At 38.7% G+C, this 21,176-nt stretch carries 13 protein-coding genes; 12 read left to right on the forward strand and 1 reads right to left on the reverse strand.

The window, feature by feature from the left end:
* Nucleotides 1-14: 14 nt before the first annotated feature.
* The 11 genes from ABMA79_RS03890 to ABMA79_RS03940 all read left to right on the forward strand — a co-directional run bounded on the left by ABMA79_RS03890 (nt 15) and on the right by ABMA79_RS03940 (nt 17,929).
* Nucleotides 15-3,452, forward strand: coding sequence for a thiamine pyrophosphate-dependent enzyme (locus tag ABMA79_RS03890; protein WP_393090436.1), 3,438 nt, complete (start codon nt 15-17; stop codon nt 3,450-3,452).
* The gene (locus tag ABMA79_RS03895; RefSeq protein WP_393056098.1) at nt 3,449-4,786 is read left to right on the forward strand and encodes an MBL fold metallo-hydrolase; all 1,338 of its coding nucleotides are present in this window, start codon (nt 3,449-3,451) and stop codon (nt 4,784-4,786) included. Before ABMA79_RS03890 ends, ABMA79_RS03895 begins: the two co-directional genes overlap by 4 nt.
* 256 nt (nt 4,787-5,042) lie before the next feature.
* On the forward strand, nt 5,043-8,048 hold the full coding sequence (locus ABMA79_RS03900; protein WP_393090439.1) for a coiled-coil domain-containing protein: 3,006 nt from the start codon (nt 5,043-5,045) through the stop codon (nt 8,046-8,048).
* A 350-nt stretch (nt 8,049-8,398) separates the two neighbouring features.
* A complete protein-coding gene (locus ABMA79_RS03905; RefSeq protein WP_393090442.1) occupies nt 8,399-11,050 on the forward strand; it encodes a hypothetical protein in 2,652 nt (883 codons plus the stop codon).
* Between the two features lie 112 nt (nt 11,051-11,162).
* Nucleotides 11,163-12,782, forward strand: coding sequence for a carboxyl transferase domain-containing protein (locus tag ABMA79_RS03910; RefSeq protein WP_392856140.1), 1,620 nt, complete (start codon nt 11,163-11,165; stop codon nt 12,780-12,782).
* Between the two features lie 20 nt (nt 12,783-12,802).
* On the forward strand, nt 12,803-13,594 hold the full coding sequence (locus ABMA79_RS03915) for an enoyl-CoA hydratase-related protein (RefSeq protein WP_393090445.1): 792 nt from the start codon (nt 12,803-12,805) through the stop codon (nt 13,592-13,594).
* Between the two features lie 5 nt (nt 13,595-13,599).
* Nucleotides 13,600-15,504 carry an acetyl/propionyl/methylcrotonyl-CoA carboxylase subunit alpha gene (locus ABMA79_RS03920; protein WP_393090448.1) on the forward strand — a complete coding sequence of 635 codons (1,905 nt, stop codon included), beginning with the start codon at nt 13,600-13,602 and terminating at the stop codon, nt 15,502-15,504.
* A gap of 12 nt (nt 15,505-15,516) precedes the next feature.
* On the forward strand, nt 15,517-16,422 hold the full coding sequence (locus tag ABMA79_RS03925) for a hydroxymethylglutaryl-CoA lyase (protein ID WP_392856133.1): 906 nt from the start codon (nt 15,517-15,519) through the stop codon (nt 16,420-16,422).
* Entirely contained in the window at nt 16,422-17,237 is an 816-nt protein-coding gene (locus ABMA79_RS03930; protein ID WP_392856131.1) for an enoyl-CoA hydratase-related protein, read from the forward strand. The genes ABMA79_RS03925 and ABMA79_RS03930 overlap by 1 nt, the downstream gene beginning before the upstream one ends.
* 85 nt (nt 17,238-17,322) lie before the next feature.
* Nucleotides 17,323-17,604 (forward strand): hypothetical protein, encoded by a 282-nt coding sequence (locus tag ABMA79_RS03935; RefSeq protein WP_392856129.1) that lies wholly within the window; start codon nt 17,323-17,325, stop codon nt 17,602-17,604.
* Nucleotides 17,591-17,929 carry a hypothetical protein gene (locus ABMA79_RS03940; RefSeq protein WP_392856128.1) on the forward strand — a complete coding sequence of 113 codons (339 nt, stop codon included), beginning with the start codon at nt 17,591-17,593 and terminating at the stop codon, nt 17,927-17,929. Before ABMA79_RS03935 ends, ABMA79_RS03940 begins: the two co-directional genes overlap by 14 nt.
* Here the strand turns inward: ABMA79_RS03940 and ABMA79_RS03945 are convergent.
* Nucleotides 17,910-19,955 (reverse strand): ATP-dependent helicase, encoded by a 2,046-nt coding sequence (locus ABMA79_RS03945; RefSeq protein ID WP_392856126.1) that lies wholly within the window; start codon nt 19,953-19,955, stop codon nt 17,910-17,912. The two genes, ABMA79_RS03940 and ABMA79_RS03945, sit on opposite strands and share 20 nt — an antisense overlap.
* 144 nt (nt 19,956-20,099) lie before the next feature.
* On the opposite strand from ABMA79_RS03945, the gene ABMA79_RS03950 reads away from it, so the two are divergent.
* Complete coding sequence (locus ABMA79_RS03950) at nt 20,100-21,122, forward strand: C1 family peptidase (RefSeq protein WP_393090451.1); 1,023 nt, start codon at nt 20,100-20,102, stop codon at nt 21,120-21,122.
* Nucleotides 21,123-21,176: the final 54 nt, after the last annotated feature.

Below are 21,176 nucleotides of genomic sequence, written 5' to 3' on the forward strand. Positions count from 1 at the left end.
AATTTAGAGGAATTATGAGTCAATATAGAATTCTCAATGGGAATGAGTTAATCATTCAAGGTGCTCTTGAAGCTGGTTTTAATCTTTACACTGGTTACCCAGGGTCACCGTTAGCAGATTATTTTAATATCTTATATAAGAAGAAAAAAGAATTTCACGATAAAGGCATCCGTGTTGTGATTGCTAACTCTGAGGCCAATGCTGCTGCGATGGCCAGCGGTGTAAAGCAAGCGGGACGTGATTGTATTGTGGCCATGAAGTCAATGGGGCTTCATGTAGCAAGTGACGCTCTATCTGTTGGTAACTTTGCTAATCCTGCACGTCCAAAGATTGTTGATGGAAAGGAAGTTTATCCGGCAACAGTTATTTGTGTTGGTGATGACCCTTGGTCAATGTCTACTTCAACGGCAGCAGACTCAAGGTATCTTTTTAAGCATCTTCATATGTCTTTTTTAGAACCATCAAATCCGAAAGAGTTAAAAGATTGGATTGCTAAAGCGAAAGAGATTTCATCAAAAACAAGTCTCTATCAGGGGCTGCTTTTAACTACTTTCTTAGCTGAAGGTGGGGGACGCGTTGAGTGTTTCGATGAAGCTCCAATTGAGGCCGGATTGATTGATATCGATCCTTCAACTTTTGATCTTCAAAAGAATGTTATGGTTCCACCAAATTCGCTTCTTGCTGATGTTAGCATGATTAAAGAGCGTTTCCCTAAGCTACAAAGCGTTCTAAAAGAGATGGCCCTTGACCAAGTTTTTGGAAAATCGAACGCAGATATTGGCTTTATCTCAAGTGGTGTTATTTTTGAAACACTTAAACAATGCTTAGAAGAAGGTGAGTATCTTGATCACTTCTCTTTATATAAAGTTGCCTCTTCATTCCCACTAGTTGATGACTTATTAGTCCCATACTTAAAAGGCCTAAAGAAACTTGTTGTGGTTGAAGAAAAGAGAGGCTTTCTTGAAGGAGAAATTCGCTCTCTTTGTCAGAAGCATGGCCTGACTCTTGATATTGTTGGTAAAGACTTTAAGGACTCTGAAGGCTTTCCTGCATTTGGTGGGCTTAGTTATGAGATCATCAGTGAAAAACTTGAAGCACTGAAAGACTATCTTGAAATTGGCCAATGTAAATCATTGGCATTCGAAGAAAGAAATTTCGGAGAGATTCTTCCAAAAAGACTTCCGACTTTTTGTCCAGGTTGTCCACACCGTGAGACTCTTTCTCTTTTAAAAGATCTTCGTCGTTGGCTTAAGGCCCAAGATATTGACCTTATCACTCACGGTGATGTTGGTTGCTATTCGCTTTCATTCTTACCTCCGTTTGGAGAGATGCATAACTTATCTGCAATGGGGCAAGGTGGTGCTCTTGGAGCTGGGATGGATCTTTTTACAAAGAATCCTTCTGTTGTTCTTATGGGAGACTCAACTTTCTTCCACTCAGGCCTTACTGATATTTCAAATTCAGTTCAAGCTGATCACGATATTACTTATATTCTTTTAGATAATGATAATACGGCCATGACTGGGCACCAGATGACTCCTGCTTCTCAAGTTAACGTAGAGGGAAGTAAGAGGCCAAAGCAAGATATGTTAAATATCGTTCAAAACCTTGGCGTTAAGGTAGCTAAGGAAGTCAATCCATCAGATCGCTACTTTTACCAAAACCTTATGCGCGAATTTGTTGTTCAAAAAGGTGTGAAGGTAATTATTTCTAATAAAGAATGTTCTCTTACTTACCAAGCAAAGGTAAGAGCAAAGGAGAGAACTCAGATTAAACAGAAAGGGTCTTTAACTGAGAAAACTTTCTATCAAATTAATACTTCTGCTTGTGAAGATTGCCGCGTTTGTATTGAAGAGACAGGTTGTCCTGGATTAACTCAAGTGATGGATGCTTACGGAACTAAGATGGCAATTGATCCTACTATTTGTGTGGCCGATAGTTATTGTACAAAAATGAAGGCCTGCCCTAGTTTTGAGAAAGTTGTCGTTAAGGGTTATCACCCGACAATGTATCGAGATAGTGATCTTTCTCACTTAACATACGATCTTAAAGAGTTTGAAACGAAGAAGACATTTGATGCCATTGCTAGTGGAGACACTTGGCGAATGGTTGTAACAGGTGTTGGTGGTTCAGGGATTACTACAATCTCTAAAATTATTGCGAATGCATGTGTTGAAATGGCCGGCCGTAATGATCTTGATTTTAAATTTATGGATCAAAAGGGCCTTGCTCAAAGAAATGGGAATGTAACTGGGCATATGTCAATTTGCCACAAAGATAAGTCAATGGGAGCGGTTACTCCACGTGGTGGATCTGATGTACTCTTAAGCCCTGACCTTTTAGATGGTATAGGGCAACTTGGATTTCTAAAGACTGAAAATGCTGTTGCCATTTTTGATGATTCATATCAAGTGCCTCTTTCAATTCTTCTTGATAAAGGGGAGAGTGAAGAGAGCTTAACAAGAGCAAAGCTTATTGAAAAAGTCAGAAGCAAGGGTGATGATCGAATTATTCTTGTGCCACTTAAGAAGTGGTGTGATCTCTTCTTTGGAAAGGCCGTTTATGCTTCAAGTATGATTCTTGGTTACGCATTCCAATTAGGCCTTGTTCCTTTTGGAGAAGACGATTTACTTGGTGCACTCAAAAAATCAATGAAGCCTGCAGAGGTTGAAAATAATATTGCTTCGTTTAAGCTTGGGCGAGAAATGGCCTCGCTTGGTACTGAAGCCTTTGAAGCTAAGTATAAGAATCTTGTTATCAAAAGTAAGGACCCGCTTGATCTCGCAATCGAGTCTATTAAGGCTTCATTACTTCCATGGCATAATTCTAATTATATTATTAATAAGTTTAGAGAGCATCTTGATCAGGCCATCGTTGATATTAATTGGATGAGTCGTAAGGACTTAATTCAACTAATTCACGATCAGTATATATACAATCGTGGAAAAGAGACGACTGAGTTTATTTCAGGTGCCAGAGCTATTGGAACGATTGTTAACGAGGAGAATCGAGTTCTTGCGACACGAGTTCTTGCTAAGACCTTTATCGTAAAAGATGAAGTTATGGTTGCGCACTTAATGCTTTCACCATTTTTAAAACAAATGGAAGAAGGGATCTATAGCTTCCTTGGAAAGTCATATTCAAAAGAGAGAATTAACCGCCCATCATTTGATATTTTTGGAAAGAAGATAGAATTTGATATTTCACCAAAAGATTGGCAGTTAAAAATTATGAGACACTTTAGATTACTACGCTCATTTCTTCCAGCATGGCACGAGAAGGAAAGAGAGATTGGTGCTAAAGTTAGAAACTTTCTATTTAATGGCATTCAAAAAATTGAGGCAAGAAATAGTCAATATCACGCTCTTAAACTTCTTGATAATATTAAAGGTTACAGGGAAGTTCGCTACAATAATGCACAAAGAGTATTTAAAGAGTTGGAGATCAATTGAAGCAATCAGTTTCAGCAATATTTATCTGTGAGGACCAAGTCCTTATCATGAAGAGACAAAACTACCTAAGAGCTTTTCCTGGCTATTCTTCTTTTCCAGGGGGAAAAGTTGATGAAGAGGATGTTGTCAATGGTGGAGATGACTATCTTCTATTTGCTCTTAAAAGAGAAATTCAAGAAGAGCTTCATATTAATATTGATGAGCTATTAAAGTCTGAACATATTAGCGATGTGAAACAATATGCATTAGCAGTAACACCGGACTTTAATCCACATCGCTTTGAAAATTACTACTTCAAGGTCTTTGTTAAAGATAAGAAGGCCCTCGATGAAATAGCCTTTCACTTTGATGAAGGGGAGATTGCCAATGCAACGTGGATGAATTGCCACGAGGCATTTACTGAATATAAGAAAGGACATCTTTTAGTTGTTCCTCCTATGATTACGATTTTAAAGGATCTTGATCGCGATATTAATTCTGTCGACTTCCTTGATGCTAATTTAAAATATGACGGAGAGAAGCAAGTTCCAATGATTGAGCCTTTATTTGGCCTACGTCAGTACATGCCTCTATCGCATACTTTTCCTCCAGCAAATCGTACAAATTGCTTTGTTATAGGAGATGATAACGGAAAGAAAATTGTTATTGATCCTTCTCCGAAGAATGAAAAAGAATTAGATAAACTTATCTATGGGCTAAAAGAACATCGCTTAAGTGAAATTTTTCTAACACATCACCATCCAGATCATCACGAATTTAGTCGTGAGTTGGCAAAAAAGTTAAGCCTGCCTTTTTCCATGTCTAAGGGAACTTATGAGCATCTCCTTGAAGACTTTGGACAGGACTACTTTGAAGGCCACGATGTAAAATTTTATAAAGACGGTGACATTATCACAACGTCATGTGGCCATGATGTGAAGCTTGTCACAACTGGTGGGCATGCTTTTGGCCAGAGCTCACTTCTTCGTGCTGACGGCTCATGGATGATTGTATCTGATCTTATTCAAACAATTGGAACAGTTACAATTAGTGGCCGAGGCTCAGATATGCGAGAATATTTTCAATCTCTAAATCATGTCATTAATCTTAATCCACAAGTTGTGATGCCTTCACATGGTATCTGCCTTGGGGGAACCAATAAGATTAAGCAAACTCTTGATCATCGAATTGAAAGAGAGAATCAAATCCGTGCTTGCTTGGAAGAAGGCAAGAGTCGTGAAGAGATCTTTCAATCAATATATCCTGATCTTCCTGATAGACTACACAAGTATGCTTATGCGACGATTGACTCTCACTTAAATAAATTGGAAGAGTTTGGGCCAGGACTTTGCTAAAAAGCAAATTTTATTGGCACAATTAATTGCACAGTTTTTGGTGAATAGTAATTTTACAATTGAAAATTATTCTTTGATATCAGCTAGTTAAAGTTGGTCTAAAAATTATCTTGCACCTAATTTATTAAAATTATTCACTCACACCCTTTCTCAAGTGAAAATGATAGAGGGGAGTGGTCAACTTTATTGTCGGTTAAGTAAAGAAATAAAACTTATTAACCGATAAATTAAGAAGATTAATCTATGTGAGGAAGAAATGAAAGTTGTTAAATCATCGATTATCCTATTATTCACGATTAACTCAAGCTTTGCTAATGGACAATCAGGTCTTATTAGTGGAGTGGCTGATCAAAGTGGTGACATGCTTGGCGCTGCGGTTGGTAATGCGGTTGTGAATGCAAGTGGGCAATTCAATGCTGTGGACCCTGTTCAACAAGTCCTTGTTCAACAAGTCTATAACATCGCTGAAACGAATAATGATTTTGAGAAGTCGATTCGTCTTAAGCGTCTACAGCTTAGAGAGCTTGAAGGTGGGGATGGAATTAGAAGTAAATTTCCTCCGATGTTTTACAGTGCAAGCTTCCTTCAAACTGGTCTTATGAGTCGTATTGAAGATCCAATGGACGACTTTAGTTATGATAATCTAATCGAATTGAATTATGACGATGGTGACAAATCACTAAAGGGATTATCGAATTCTCCTTTCATTTTTAAGCAAAAAGTACAATATCCACATAGTTCTGCAGTGGCCGTTGGAGGCAATCCTTGGAATAATACGACTGCTTTTCGCTTTGATGAAGCCTACAGGCCTTGTACTGGTGATGATTCAATTTCTGAGAATCGTCTAGGGACGAATGGTGAGTTCCTTGAGTCATTTATGTTTAAGCTTGATAGCCGTTTTAAAGGCTGTTCTGATGACTATTTAACAATAGATGAAGATCCATTTAGTATAACACCAAAAGTTGACCCTCAAAAATTCTGTAATTGCGCAAATAAGATAACTCATTCTGATGAACAAGAAGAAGAGCTAGGTCAGAAGGATGTTATTGATAACTTCTCTGATAAAATTTATGAAAAAGTTGTCGCTCACAGAGTCAAAGAATTTAAAGACTTCTTAGAGAGCGCAAGAGTTCGTTTTGATGAATTTGACAAGCACAGCTATGTGAATGACCCGTATAGTTGCTCTGGGCAGAATATTGAAAACCTAAGTAATAAGCTTAAGTCTTGTTTTGCAGGAAGGCTTGGTGATGCTATTGATAAGAAACTGGAACTTGATTCTTCGGATGATATGATTGGCCTACACTTTATGACAACGATTCCAGCTCTTGGTAACTCGTCTAGACAGTCTCGCGCTAAGAATCGCTTCGAGCAAATCTTTGAAGACATTGATAAAAATGTTAGTGGACAAAGACAGATGTTCACAACTGATGAAGAAAAGCTAAAAGAATTCGCAAATATTTTTATCTTAGAATATAGCCAGCATAAAAGAGGACCTTTAGGGTTTCCTCGTTCATATGTGGCACGCTTAAATAAGTATATCTATAGTGATCCTGTTATGTATGGAGCTTATCAAGATTTTAGAAAGCAGGAACTTGATGTAACGGATAAAACATTAAGAGCAAAGGCCAATTTAGAAAATAAAAGTTATGGTTGGGGAAGCTCTTTTGTCGATAATATGTATATCTCTCAAGTTCAGGAAGATATGCTAATGTTACAATTTGCAACATCAATTTCCAGTCAAACATTACCACGACTACTTGATGGTTCTTCAAAGGCATCTCTATCTGAAATCTCAAACGCTCTAAATGCTCTTGAAACGAAAAATGATCAAGGCGCTAAAGTGATGGGAGATATGTATAACGTAATTAGAAATCAGCACGAAGATGAATTAAGAGCAACATGTCGTCAAAAAATTGAGGCCCTTGAAAAGGATTGTAACAGTAGTCCTAAAGAGATTATGTCTTCTCTTTCTTTAGAAGAATTCGTTGCGATTAATGATACAAATAGTGAAGACGTTTCTTTGAATTCAAGAAAGTATTGTCTTGCCCTAGATATGGGTGTTACCAATGAGAATGCGGCCAAGCTTGCTAGCTCTGTTGTTTCGGACTCACAAAAAGTCTTAGAGCAAATTAAAGGCTCATATGATCCAACGACTGGCCTTGCGACTAATAAAGTAAAGAGTGACGACGATTCAAAATTAGATGGAGGCCTCGGAGGCTTTGTTGAAAGAGCTAATACTGCTGGTGATATTATTAATAATGGACAAGACTCAGGTGTCGCAAATGATGGAAGTTCAAGCGATTATAATTTTGATGAAGCTGCGCAATTTCTTGAAAGCTACAATAGTTCAAACTCAGCTGTCGCTAATTCAAGCTTCACTAGCTCCAATGTCATCGATAGTAACTCGCTACAGTCGATGATTCAAAATCCGACGACTTCTGTAAAGTCCCTTGAAGATGTAAGATCAAGAGTAGAGGATGAGGCAGAGGCGATTGCTAAAGAGATCGAAGAGAATCAAAGCTCAACTGCAGTTTCAACTGATGAAGCAAGTCAGAGTGCTGAGCTTAAGGCCGAATTAGCTGCGCTGAAGGCACAAATTGCGGAGCTTAACTCTGCTATCACATCAAAGAACGAAAGTAGTGATCCTGCGGATGATCCTGAAAGAGAAAAGAGAATTGCAGCACAAAGAAATAAAGTAATGTCTAATATTGCAGCCAATAGTGGTTTTGGTGGAGGACGTCGTGATGCTTCGGCCTCAGGTTCTCCAAGAGCTGTTCAGCAGGCTTCAGGTGGTTCTAATATACCAACTAACTCAGGTGCAAGTGGTGCAGGAAGTATTTCTTCTGCGGGCTCAGGAGTGAGTGGAATAAACCGTCTTGGGGCAACTGGTGGTCTTGGACTAACATCCGGTTCTTCGTCTTCACGTGCAAACTCTGGAGCTGTGGCCGGAGATAATATTGCAAAAAGTGATCAGCGATTAGTTGCTAAGGCCATTGCTGAAGGAAGTAATAGTGTTGTTCTGGCCGATGGTCGAGTTTACTATATCGGGCATGATGAAGAAGGGAATGTTATCCTTTCAGAAACAGCAGAGGAAGTTCTAGCAAGTGTACCTGGGCCAGAACAAGAAGGTCCTCAATTGCCAACACCAAAGGCCGAAGATGGACCAAAACGTGAAATTGCATCTGAAGGTGAAGAAGCTAAAGCACCAGGTGAAGATAGTATTTACTCTAAATTCTTAGATGCTGCTGAAATTAACGAATAATCAAATTCACATTCTTAATTATAGAAAGGGCCAGCATATGCTGGCCTTTTTTTATTTTTTATCATTTTTTTTTAACTTTTTTTGAAAACAGAAAGTGTTGAAACGACGACTATTATTGGCGTAAGAGTATTTTGTTGATTCGAAGATATTTATTTGATTTTGAACAAATGTACACGTGAATTCAGTGAGTTTGATCACTTGCTATCTAAAGTCTTAAAAAGCTATTTAGAAAATATATTTTTAGCGTCCATAATATATTGAAGAAAGGAAGGGATACAACAAATTTTGGTCACTTAAGAGAATTCTTAATGCCACCGATAGACAAAATGGATCAGGTATCCGGGACGGAAATGAAATTAATTAAAATATTTATTACAACGACATTATTTACTCTACAAAGTACAACTCAAGCTGTTGGTATTTACGGTGCAGGTATAGGCACTGGCTCTGTGGCAGCACCCATCCATCAAAATCTACTCATGTTAAGTGAAGTCGATACAGTCATCGCTGATGCAGGTACCTTTCTTCTTGAACAAGTTGATCAAAACGAAGATACGTTTAATGAAATTAGAAAAAATCGTATTCTTGGGACAAGTGATCCATTTGTCGATATGGAAAAGACCCTAGCAAAGGCAGGTTGTGTTGGAGATCGTAAGAGCTCCTCTCCGGCAGATACTCAAATTGACCAAGTGACAAAAATGGAAATCAGTATGTCGAGATATGGTAATGCATGTCGAGATACTCTCTACAGTGTTGATCTTAATAAAGGTGCTAAAGAGAAAATTGAAGTTAAGCAATACTGTGAATGCGTAAGTAATGTGACAACTTCTGTTACACAAGAGCAGTCATTAATACCTAATTCAGATGAAGCTTATAAGAATAAGTTTCATTCTGCCATCGTTGCGAGTCGAGTTTACAATCTACTTGATCTTATTAGAGACAATGCCGGCAGACTAGAGCGTTACCGTCATAAGCTATCTATTAGAGATAAAAACTTTGATCGATTCACATGTACAAAGAGTGATATTGATAAAATTAGTCAAAAGATTGAGTCTTGTTTTGGCCCTCAGGTTAGAGATGCTATTGATAAGAAGATTGGCTATAATTTAGATAACCTCTTGAAGACAAATGCTGAAGGAGAAGCTAAGAAGCGTCTTAACCAGTTGTTTACGAGGTCTAATTCTGATATCGATGAATACTTCGATGAAAAAATTGCAGCAGAAAATGTGGCCCTTGATGGAAAGGGTGGTAGTAAGAGAAATCAATTCATTGATCTCTTTATCGTTCGTTTCAATGAACAAAGAATTGGTGGAGAAGGATATTCTAAGTATTACAAAGATGACCTTAAGGCCTACGTTTATAATAATAAGATTTTTAGTCGTGAGTTTTATAGCTTTAGAGAAAGAGAGATTGCAAAGACAGATAAACTAAGTCGATCACTTTACTATCAAACAAATGGGAAAGAGGGTCGTCTTGATTATGCCGATCAGATTTTTACTGCTGAGGAAGAGGATCAATTCCTAATTCAATACGTATCATTCTTTGGATCAAAATTTATGAAGTCAATGGTTCGTGATGCTGATGACTTTGAGCAAGTAACGAAGGCATTAAAAGAAATTAAAAATGAGGGTGTTGATACTAAGAGTTTTATTTTTGATTCTCTAATGAATCACTTAACTGATTTGAAAGAAGAAGTCATTAGTGAGTGTGAGAGTCGAATTGAAGAGTTAGAATATACTTGTAACCCTTCAAATTTTGATGATGTAATGAAAAGTGTTTCTGCCGTTGAGTTTACTGAGGCGAATGAGTTATTTGGTGGTAACGATATTGAAACGGCAAACTACTACTGTTCTGCTGTTGATAAGGGAGAAATTTCTCAAACTGTAGCAAGTGGTTACGGAAATTTTACTTCGACTTATGATCCAGCATTAGTTTTTGATGAAGTACGTGGAAGTCACGGACAGCAAATTGCTTCAATTAGAGAGTCTTATGAAAAAGGAGGACTCGCAAATGCTTTTAATAACGGTGCTAAGGCAAGTTCAGGTATTGATAATGTAGCAACAGATTCAGTGGATGATGGAGCTTTTTCAAAAACGGCCGAGTACTTAAATAAGAAGTATACAAATACTCAAGGTGCTGGGATTAATCCAGAGTCGCAAATGACAACAATGGGACAGGCCCAAGTTGCACAGGTACAAACGAATACAATTTCTTCAGCTACAGATACAAAACATGAAAGAGTAGAAAGAGAAATCGAAAATCAAGTTGAGAAAATTGAAAATCAACTTGCTACTAATGTTAACGATGACACTGAAGCACAAGAGCTTAGAAAGCAACTACGAGAACTTAAAGAACAATTAGCTAATGTTGCAAAAAATGCACTTGCTGTTAATGAAGAAAGTTCAAAGAAAAGAGAAAGATCCCCTGCAAGTGAGCAGGTCTTTAACGACGATGCTTCGTATAATGGAGTCCATGCTTCAGGTTATGCAGGGCCAGCAAGTTCTCATTCTCAGGTTAGGGCGCAAGCTTCTGCTGGTGCGAGTGGTGGCCGTGGAGGTGGTGGTGCAAGTATTGGGGCCTCTGCTTCTACAGGCATGGCCGCGGCCGCAAGTGCTCTTGGTCCACAAGAGATGGCATCTGGGCTAAGCTTATCAAGTAGTGCAAGATCTGATGTCCTATCTGTTTCAGATAATCGTATTGGCAAACAAGATCGAAAACTTGTTGCAGATGCTATTTCAAAAGGAAGCAACCGTGTCGTTCTAGCTGACGGACAAACATATTTCATCGGTCACGACGATAATGGTAATGTCATTCTATCTCAGTCAAAGGATGCACTATATGAAGTTGCGATGCTACCTGAATTAGAAGGGCCACAATTAGAGTTTGATCAAATTAAAAAGCTAGATAACGCAGGTCGTTCTATAGCTTCTGAGCCTTCAGAAGTAAGTTCGGAGGAAAGTATCTACTCAAAATTTCTCAATGCAGCAGAAATATCAGAATAATTTCTTAGAATAAACCGATGCGAGGCGCGTTATAACGTGCCTTGCCTTGTCAAAATCCCTGATAAATAGATAAAATTGCTCAGTTTTATTACATAAGTTTGAGGCAATTTCTATGACAATTTCAGGGACGCTACCTATCGTTTCTAAAGTTGATCGCTCTAGTGACGACTTTAGAGAAAATTTCAATTTTCATTTTTCAAATGTAGAAGAATTAAGAAACAAAGTTAAACATGCTCATATGGGTGGAGGGGAGAAGTCTGTTTCTCGTCACCATTCTCGTGGAAAGCTACTTCCACGTGAGCGTATTGATAAGATCCTCGATGCAGGATCTCCATTTATTGAATTATCTTCATTAGCTGCTAATGGTATGTACGGCATGGATATTCCAAGCGCTGGTATCGTAACAGGTATCGGTAAAGTACACGGTGTATGGTGTATGTTTGTTGCAAACGACGCCACTGTTAAGGGTGGAACTTACTTTCCTATGACTGTTAAGAAGCACCTAAGAGCGCAAGAAGTGGCACGAGAAAATCGTCTACCTTGTATTTATCTTGTTGATTCTGGTGGGGCCTTCTTACCAATGCAAGATGAAGTATTCCCAGACAAAGAACACTTTGGAAGAATCTTTTTTAATCAGGCACAAATGTCTGCTCAAGGGATTCCACAAATTGCTGTTGTTCTTGGTTCATGTACTGCTGGGGGAGCGTATGTTCCTGCCATGGCCGACGAATCAATTATCGTAAAAGATAATGGAACGATCTTCTTAGGTGGACCTCCGTTAGTAAAAGCGGCTACGGGTGAAGAGGTTGATGCCCAAACACTAGGTGGAGCAAAAGTTCACACGAGTGAGTCTGGTGTAGCTGATCACTTTGCAGAGGATGAAGAGGATGCGCTAGCGATTACGAGATCAATCGTTGAAAATACAAACTTCGTGCAAAACGAGGACGACTTTAACTTTGAAATGCCAAAGTATGACGCTGAAGATATCTACGGTATCCTTCCTCGTGACACTAAGAAGCCATTTGATATTCGTGAGATCATCGCTTGCCTTGTGGATGGTTCACGCTTTCATGAATTTAAAGAAAAGTATGGGCCAACTCTGGTTTGTGGATTTGCAAAGATTTGTGGTGAGAGAGTAGGAATTGTTGCCAACAACGGAATTCTATTTTCTGAATCTGCAATTAAAGGTTCTCACTTTATTCAGTTATGTGGTCAAAGAAATATTCCATTAGTTTTCCTTCAAAATATTACAGGATTCATGGTTGGTTCAAAATATGAAGCGGAAGGGATTGCAAAGCATGGTGCTAAAATGGTTACGGCCGTTTCAACTGTAAATGTTCCTAAATTTACTATTGTGATTGGTGGATCATTTGGTGCAGGAAACTACGGTATGTGTGGACGTGCTTATTCACCACGTTTCTTATGGATGTGGCCAAATGCTCGTATCTCAGTAATGGGTGGAGAACAGGCCGCTGGAGTACTTGCAACTGTTCGCCAAGATGGGCTTAAGGCCAAAGGTGAAAAGCCAATGAGTACAGAGGAAGAGGCAAAGTTTAAGCAGCCGATCCTAGATAAGTACGAAAATGAAGGAAGTGCATATTACTCAACAGCTAGACTGTGGGATGATGGAGTAATCGAGCCACACAAGACTCGTGACATCTTAGGAGCAGCTCTAAAAGCAAGTAAGCAAGCACCAATTGAAGAAACTAAGTTTGGTGTCTTTAGAATGTAGGAAATAAGAAAGGATTTTTTATGACAGGATTTACAAAAGAAATAAGAACAGGTGAAGAGAGTGGGATTTGTTTTATTACACTTAATCGCCCTGAAGTACATAATGCGTTCAATGATGAAATGATTGCAGCTCTAACGGAAGAATTCTTAGCACTTGAAAACGATGATAGCGTACGCGTTGTGATTCTCACTGGTGCTGGAAAATCATTCTGCGCAGGAGCAGATCTTAATTGGATGAAGAAAATGAAAGATTACTCGATGGAGGAGAATATTGCTGACTCGAAAAAGTTAGCAGGACTATTCCATGCAATTAATAATCTTTCTAAGCCAGTGATAGGTCGAGTAAACGGAGCTGCCCTTGGTGGTGGTGTTGGACTTGTTGCTTGTTGTGACTTTGTTATTGCAAGTGAAAGTGCCAAATTTGGATTAACAGAAGTTAATTTAGGTCTAGTACCAGCTGTTATCTCTCCATTTGTTATGGCAAAGATTGGAGAGTCAAATGCTCGCCACTTATTCCTGACAGGGGAAAAATTTGATGGAAAACGTGCTCTAGAGATTGGCCTAATTCATAAAGTATCACTTGATCGCTACTACGATGCAGATATCGTTAGTATGGCAAAAGAATTAATCAAGGTAGCACCAAATGCACAAAGAGTTGCAAAGAAGCTTATCTTTGGTGTGAAAGAGCGTCTTGGAAATGATGAAGAGATGATGAATTACACTTGTGAAGTTATTGCTAAGCAGAGAATTTCTGATGAAGGTCAGGAAGGAATGACTGCACTACTTGAAAAAAGAAAACCAAACTGGAAATAATATTTATGAAGAAGATTGAAAAAGTATTAATCGCCAATCGCGCCGAGATTGCACTAAGAGTTATTAAAACTTGTCGTAACCTTGGTATGAAAACTGTAACTCTTTACACTTTTGAAGAAAGAAATCTTCCTCAAAGAGAGTTCGCTGATGAGTCTTATTACCTAGAAGGAAAACTTCTTAGTGAAACTTATCTTAATATGGATAAGATTATTCAGATCGCTAAAGAGAGTGGTTGTGATGCAATTCACCCTGGTTATGGATTCCTTTCGGAAAATGCTACTTTTTCTCAAAAAGTAACAGACGCAGGCCTTATCTTTATTGGCCCAACTCCAGAACATATCGTTTTAATGGGTGATAAGAAGGGATCAAAAGACAAGATGATCGAAATCGGTGTCCCTGTTATTCCTGGATATAATGGTGAAAATCAAGAACCAGAGCTTCTAAAGTCTGAAGCTGATAAGATGGGATACCCTGTTCTTATTAAAGCATCTGCCGGTGGAGGTGGTAAAGGAATGAGAGTTGTTAACGACTCAAAAGATTTCCTTGCTGAACTTGAAAGTTGTAAGCGTGAAGCCTTAAGCTCTTTTGGCTCTGATATTGTACTTATTGAAAAATTTATAACAAGCCCTCGCCACATTGAAATTCAGGTGATGAGTGATACTCATGGAAACCACTTTCACTTCTTTGAAAGAGAGTGCTCTATCCAAAGACGTCACCAGAAAATTATTGAAGAAACTCCTTCAATGGCATTGAGTGATGAATTAAGAAAGCGCATGACTGATGCTGCTGTAAAGATCACTACTGCAATTGATTATCATGGTGCTGGTACTGTTGAGTTAATTCTTGATGGAGAGGATTTCTACTTTTTAGAAATGAATACTAGGCTACAAGTAGAGCACCCTGTAACAGAAATGGTTACAGGTTATGATCTTGTTGAACTACAGCTTATGGCCGCCAGTGGTGAGAAATTTGATTTTACTCAAGATGATATTAAGCAAGTAGGACATGCTATTGAATGTCGTATTTATGCTGAAGATCCTGACAATGACTTTATGCCAGCAATTGGCCGTCTTGAGTATATTGGAGACGCTATTGATGGTGTACGTCTCGATACTGGTTATAAGAATGGAAACTCAATCACTGTTAACTTTGACCCTATGATTGCAAAGGTAATCACTTGGGGAGCTGAAAGAAACGAAGCTGTTGGAACTATGATTGCGGGTCTTAACCACCTTCCATTTGAAGGTCTAACGACTAATAATGATTACCTTGTAAGAATCTTAAAACATGAAGCATTCTTAGCAGGAAATACATATACTCACTTTGTAAAAACATATGAAGCGGATCTCGCTCCTGCTGAAGTCTATGCTGAGGAAATCGCTGCGGCACTTGCTCATGACTTCTTAAAGGATGATATTCTTTTTGATTCATTTAGAATGAGTGGAGATGCTGGAGAAAAGAGAGTCTATGAATTTGGTGAAAATACTTTTGAAGCATTCTTCAAGTTCTCTGGAGTAAGTACTTTAGTTGTTCGTTTTGAAGGCTTTACAAGTGCTGTTGATATTGAAGAGGATGCTCTTTGGATTAATGAAGTGCCATTTCATATTTTAACTCAAAAAGACGCCTATATTGTAAATAGTAAGCGTGTTGAAATTAAAAGAAGTGTTGCAAAACGTTCTGGGGCCGCAACTGGTGAGGCCCATGAAATGAGCTCTCCGATGCCTGGAAAGATCCTGAAGGTTCTTGTTGAGGCCGGTCAAGAAGTAAAGATTGGTGACGCTCTTGTTGTTATGGAGGCCATGAAAATGGAACATACAGTTAAGGCATCTCGTGATGGAAAGATTGATGCTATACTTGTTCAAGAAGGCCAAACAATTGATGGTGGAGTTGACCTCGTAGAATTAAACTAACTCGGATTAACTATGACTAAGAAAATTAAGATTGTTGAAGTAGGACCTCGTGATGGATTGCAAAATGAAAAGAATTTTGTGGCCACGGAAGATAAGCTTGAGTTTATCAGGCTTCTTAGTGAAACAGGTTTATCAACGATTGAAGTAACAAGCTTTGTTCGTCCAGATAAAATTCCTCAAATGAAGGATGCTGCGGATCTTTATCCACAGGTGCTAAAGTTTACGCAGGAAAAAGGAATTGCAACACCTTGCTTAGTTCCAAATCTCAAAGGCCTTGAGGTTGCAAAAGATCTTGGGGTAAAAGAAGTTAGTATGTTCACGGCAACATCTAGTACTTTTAACCAGAAGAATATCAATGCAACGATTGAGGAGGCCCATGCCAGACAAGTAGAAGTGGCAAAGGCCGCACTCAATGAAGGCATGAAAGTTAGAGGGTATCTCTCGACTGTCTTTGGCTGCCCATATGAAAAAGATATCGAAGATAAGGCCATTCTCGATGGTATTCAAAGATTATTGGATCTTGGATGCTATGAGATCTCTTTAGGCGATACGATTGGTGTTGCTAACCCGGCCCAGGTTAGACGAATAACGAAACTCATTGCTAGTCATTTTGATTTAAAACAAATGGCCATGCATTTTCACGATACAGAAGGTATGGCGTTAGCAAATATCTATGCCTCTCTTGAAGAAGGTATTGAAGTTTTTGATTCATCTGCGGCAGGTCTTGGCGGTTGTCCATATGCCAAAGGGGCAAGCGGTAACGTTGCAACAGATGATGTTGTTAATCTCTTACATAAACTCGGTTATGAAACTGGTGTGGATATGGATAAACTTCATGACGCTAGTTCATTTATCATTTCTAAAATCGGTCACACAGCACCGTCTAAGTTTTTTCAAGCTTATAAAGGAAGAAAGTAATGTCTATTTACGGCTACGAATTTGAACATTTAAAAATCGAAAAGAAAGATGCGGCCCTATGGGTAAGTCTTGATAATACAAAGATGGCCAACGCTATCACAAATAAAATGATTGCTTCTCTTACTGAAGTTCTAACATTCGCTGATGGTGATCCTGATATTCGTGTAATTGTTTTAAGAGGCGAGGGAGATAACTTCTGTGCTGGTGGCGATATCAAGGCAATGGTTGCTCGCAAGGGAATGTTTGCTGGAGAATCATTTGAATTAAGAAATCGTTATTCAAAAGGAATTCAAAATATTCCAAGAGTCATTGAAAGACTTCAAAAACCAATTATAGCAATGGTTCACGGTGGTGCTATCGGGGCAGGTTGTGATCTTGTGGCAATGTGTGATCTAGCAGTGGCAAGTGATGATGCTAAGTTTGGTGAGACTTTCTGTAAGCTCTCACTTGTTCCAGGTGATGGTGGCCCATACTTCCTTACGAGAAAAGTTGGCTACACTAAGGCAATGGAAATGTACTTAACAGGTCGTATCTATACAGCTAAAGAGGCCATGCAAATGGGACTCGTTAATAATATTGTAACTGGTGAAGACCTTGAGTTAGCGGTTAGTGCATTTGCAAATGAAATTTCGGCCAATGCTCCAGTTGCGGTTCAATTAACAAAAACTGCAATGAAACGTGCTGCACATGACGATCTTGAATCTCACTTAAATCTTATGAGTGCTTATCAAGGGATTGCTCAGCGAACGAATGATCATTTTGAAGGATTATCAGCTCTAAAAGAAAAGAGAAATCCAGACTTCAAAGGAAATTAGTATTAAGCTTATCGTTTTGGCCTTCATGGTTTTAGTTCTCTCGTCTTGCTCTAGTACTCTCTATAGTGGAGAAGGGGAAAGACTATTGCATATTTCAAAACATGCTAACCGAGAGGCCATTACACTAAAAGCTAATCATGAAGTTCAAAATATGTTCTATGGAACTCTTCCAAAACAACACCATGTGAAGTTAGGAAATGATTTCTTTCGACGTCGAAGTGAGTATGTCTCTCGTATCGAAATTCAAGAGCTGGAGTCACCCCTAGATCAATTCATTAAATTTTTAAGCTTCGGACTCTTTTCAAAAAAACAAATTGAAGTAAAGGCCGCAACAGATATTGGAGAGAATGAGTATGAAGTTTACTAAATTTATCATGCTCCCTTTATTGTTATTGATTACTTCTTGCGCTTCAAGTGGCGTAAAGCTTAATAGCCAATTCTGTGCTTCTCGAAATGGAGTGTGGGCAAGTTCTGAAGAGAAGCTTCAATATCAAGTTTCAAAAAATATTTCTGGTTTTGGAATTGAAGAGAGAAGAATTCGCGATATCTTTAGGCAAAGAAGCTATGATTGTCGCATGGTTAGTAAAATGCGAGTCACAATTAAACAGGGATTCTTTGAGGCACTCATTAGCCTTATTCCTGGTTATTCTTCAAATACTGTTATCATTGATTTTAATCTAGAAGATTCATAAGGCCTGAAAAGAAGTCTTTCTTATAGGCATCCACTTCTTCTTGCGACTCAAGGTGCCCAAAATTCTGGCGATCTTGCTTAACAAAGAAGCTCTTAGCTTTATCTGTGCAAAGAAAACGAGAGTGATGGCGCGCAAGCATATTTCCGTAAATCTTTCTCTGCTTACAAACTGTCATAATAAGCTTTTCTTGAGCACGTGTAATTCCAACGTAACAAAGTCTACGCTCCTCCGCGTCACCTTCGCCGTTAACAATTGTTCTCTTGTGAGGAAGAATTTCTTCTTCAACTCCAACCATATAAACTTGCTTAAACTCTAGGCCCTTAGATGAGTGAAGTGTCATCATTGTCACTTCATTCTTTCTCACATCATCATCCTCTTCATCATCTTTTGAGTCTTGAGAGTCCTGTAACATGAGCTTTTCCATGAATTTATTGAGGGTTGCTTGCTCTTTAAAGTTTTCTGTAAAGCGGGCCGCTGACTCAATGAAGAAGTGAATATCGTCCTTTCTTCTAGAGGCCTGTTTAACTTGATCATAACATTTATCAATATATTCAAAATATTTTAAATCTTCAGTAAGGCTTGTTATGGCCTGACTAAGTGGTTGTCTTTCAAAGTATCCCTTTGCTGTTTCGATCAATTGAACAAATGCAGATATTTTTTCAGCTCTTGGTCCTGCAAGCTCTGGTGCACCTTTCATCGCACTAAAAAGATCGATTTGGTGTGCCTCGCTTTCTTCTAAGAATTTTTCTAATGTCTTCATTCCAATCCCACGGTTTGGAACATTTAGAATTCTTCGAAGGGCCATCTGATCGGCCGGGTTTTTAATAACCGAAAGATAGGCCATGATATCTTTTACTTCTTTCTTTTCGTAAAATTTCTGACCACCAATAATTGTATATGGAACTTGTGAAAGTCTTAGCTGTTCTTCAATTGGGGCAGCTTGTGTATTTGAGCGGTAAAGGATTGCGATATCACCAAGGTGTCCACCTTTTGACTGGTGAGAGATAATATCCTCTACAATGATTTCCGCTTCATGATCAGTATCTTCAAGCTCCCAAAGAATTGGTTTGTGATCACTTGGTTTATCTGACCAAAGTGTCTTATCTCTTCGATCTGTATTTTCTTGAATAACAGCGTTAGCAAGTTTTAGAATTGGTGAAACTGAGCGGTAATTTTGCTCTAGCTTAATAATTTTTGCTCGGGAGAAGTCTCTCTCAAATCCAATAATATTTGCAATATCGGCACCTCTAAATGAATAGATGGCCTGGTCGTCATCACCAACTACACATAGGTTATCGTGTGCACATGTTAAGTGACGAATCAGTCTAAATTGAAGTGGGTTTGTATCCTGATACTCATCAACCATGATGTACTTAAAACCATTTGAGTACTCGAGAGCGATCTCAGGGTTTTCATCAAATAGTTTTACTGTAAGGAGAAGAATATCATCGAAATCGATAGCATTATAAAACTTAAGCTTCTCTTGATAGTACTCGTAGAGAAAATTGACTGCGTGATCGTATGGATCCTCACCGTCAAAGAAAGGTGAGTCAGCAAAGTCTTCAGGCGTGATCCCTTCGTTTTTGAGCTTACCAATTTTTGATTGAATAACTTCTTTTTTAAAAGAGCCTTTGTTATCGTGATAAAGTCTAAGTCCTTCACGAATGATGCTCATCTGATCTGTTTGATCATAAATAGAGAAATTCTTATGATAACCAAGATGAGTAATTTCTTTCTTAAGAATTTTTAGACCAAGAGAGTGAAATGTCGCTAGTGTCATTCCTCGAGACTTATTCTTCCCTAGGAGACCGTGGACTCTTTCCTTCATTTCTTTTGCGGCCTTATTTGTAAATGATACGGCCAGGATCTGCTTACCTGGAATATGCAGGTTATCTACCATATGCGCAATACGGTACGTGATAGTACGTGTTTTACCACTTCCAGCACCTGCTAAAATCAGTACTGGGCCTTCGATGGTCTCAGCCGCCGCGCGTTGTTTGTCGTTTAATCCTGCCAATGAAATCATGCCTATAATGTGCCTCCAGAGAGGCGATTAGGCAATCGCTTTATCAATTCTGACTTACTTTTTTAAATGCATTGCATCTTGATAAAACCGAGCTAAAGATTCAGAATTTCATGCATGAACACAACACAACTACGATCGATTTTATTGAATTTAGTAATTCTACTGGGTGCGCTATATACCCAAGCATCTGAGCTTCCCAGTCGAAGTGATATCCATGCATTAATTGGCCACCAGACTTCCGTTAAGTCTCAAGGCTCACGTGGTACATGCACAATGTTTAGTGCAATTGGAATTGTTGAGCACTTACTTATTCGTAAACACGGAGTTCTTCCTGTTGAGCTCGACTTATCAGAGCAGTGGATGGAGTATCTCATCATGAAGGATAAGAATACTGAAGGCTCTACAACATCAAGAAATATGCGCGCCATTCTTGATTGGGGAGTTGTCCATGAGAAGACATGGCCGTACTCTCGTAAGAAGTGGCCTTCACTTGATGAAGACTATCCAGAGATTACAATGGCCAAACAGGCCTGTGGCCACTTAGTTGCGTTACCAAAATACTTAAAGTCATGCCTGCTTGGCCAACGTGATCCACGTTTATTTGAAATGGTCGATTATGATATTGCTCAAATTGATCCGGACTTTATTCCAATTAGAAAAGAGGCAATTTATTTACGAGATACTCTCGTGAATGATCTATATTCAAGAAAGAAGTCTTATTTGTCGAAAGACCTATCTAAAATTAAGAAATGGTTAAGTGATGGAAAGTCAGTTATTCTAGGGACCAAATTATACTATGGTTCGTGGAATTCTAAGAAAACTGAAACATATGAAATTCAAGAGCGAGATAAATCCAAATGGTATGCCGGCATTGTTGGCTATCCTGAAGTAGGAACTCGCGATCGTCGAATTTCTCGAACTAATGGCGGAGGCCATTCGATGATTCTTGTTGGCTATGATGACGATATTGTCGTTAAGACAAGAATGCAGATGGAAGATGGTTCGTGGCAAGAGTTTGAGTACAAAGGTGTTTATTACTTTAAAAACTCTTGGGGTGTTAAAGGCTTTGGAAAAAGATTTAAGTTAGATGGAGTAAGCTATCCAGGTTATGGAATGATTACTCAGAAATATGCACATGATTTTGGAAATTTTTTCTATATAGATTAAGGAGATGGCCATGGCCAAGAAGAAAGTAGCAAAGAAGAAAGTTGCTAAAAAAGC

Source organism: Halobacteriovorax sp. HFRX-2_2, from assembly GCF_043196705.1.
Taxonomy (GTDB): domain Bacteria; phylum Bdellovibrionota; class Bacteriovoracia; order Bacteriovoracales; family Bacteriovoracaceae; genus Halobacteriovorax_A.

Bases quoted from the DNA above. Each gene is read 5' to 3' on its own strand.
- ABMA79_RS03925 (WP_392856133.1), top strand. From the start codon at position 15,517: ATGACTAAGAAAATTAAGATTGTTGAAGTAGGACCTCGTGATGGATTG.
- ABMA79_RS03930 (WP_392856131.1), top strand. From the start codon at position 16,422: ATGTCTATTTACGGCTACGAATTTGAACATTTAAAAATCGAAAAGAAA.
- ABMA79_RS03915 (WP_393090445.1), top strand. From the start codon at position 12,803: ATGACAGGATTTACAAAAGAAATAAGAACAGGTGAAGAGAGTGGGATT.
- ABMA79_RS03920 (WP_393090448.1), top strand. From the start codon at position 13,600: ATGAAGAAGATTGAAAAAGTATTAATCGCCAATCGCGCCGAGATTGCA.
- ABMA79_RS03890 (WP_393090436.1), top strand. From the start codon at position 15: ATGAGTCAATATAGAATTCTCAATGGGAATGAGTTAATCATTCAAGGT.
- ABMA79_RS03910 (WP_392856140.1), top strand. From the start codon at position 11,163: ATGACAATTTCAGGGACGCTACCTATCGTTTCTAAAGTTGATCGCTCT.
- ABMA79_RS03940 (WP_392856128.1), top strand. From the start codon at position 17,591: ATGAAGTTTACTAAATTTATCATGCTCCCTTTATTGTTATTGATTACT.
- ABMA79_RS03945 (WP_392856126.1), bottom strand. From the start codon at position 19,955: ATGATTTCATTGGCAGGATTAAACGACAAACAACGCGCGGCGGCTGAG.
- ABMA79_RS03905 (WP_393090442.1), top strand. From the start codon at position 8,399: ATGAAATTAATTAAAATATTTATTACAACGACATTATTTACTCTACAA.
- ABMA79_RS03900 (WP_393090439.1), top strand. From the start codon at position 5,043: ATGAAAGTTGTTAAATCATCGATTATCCTATTATTCACGATTAACTCA.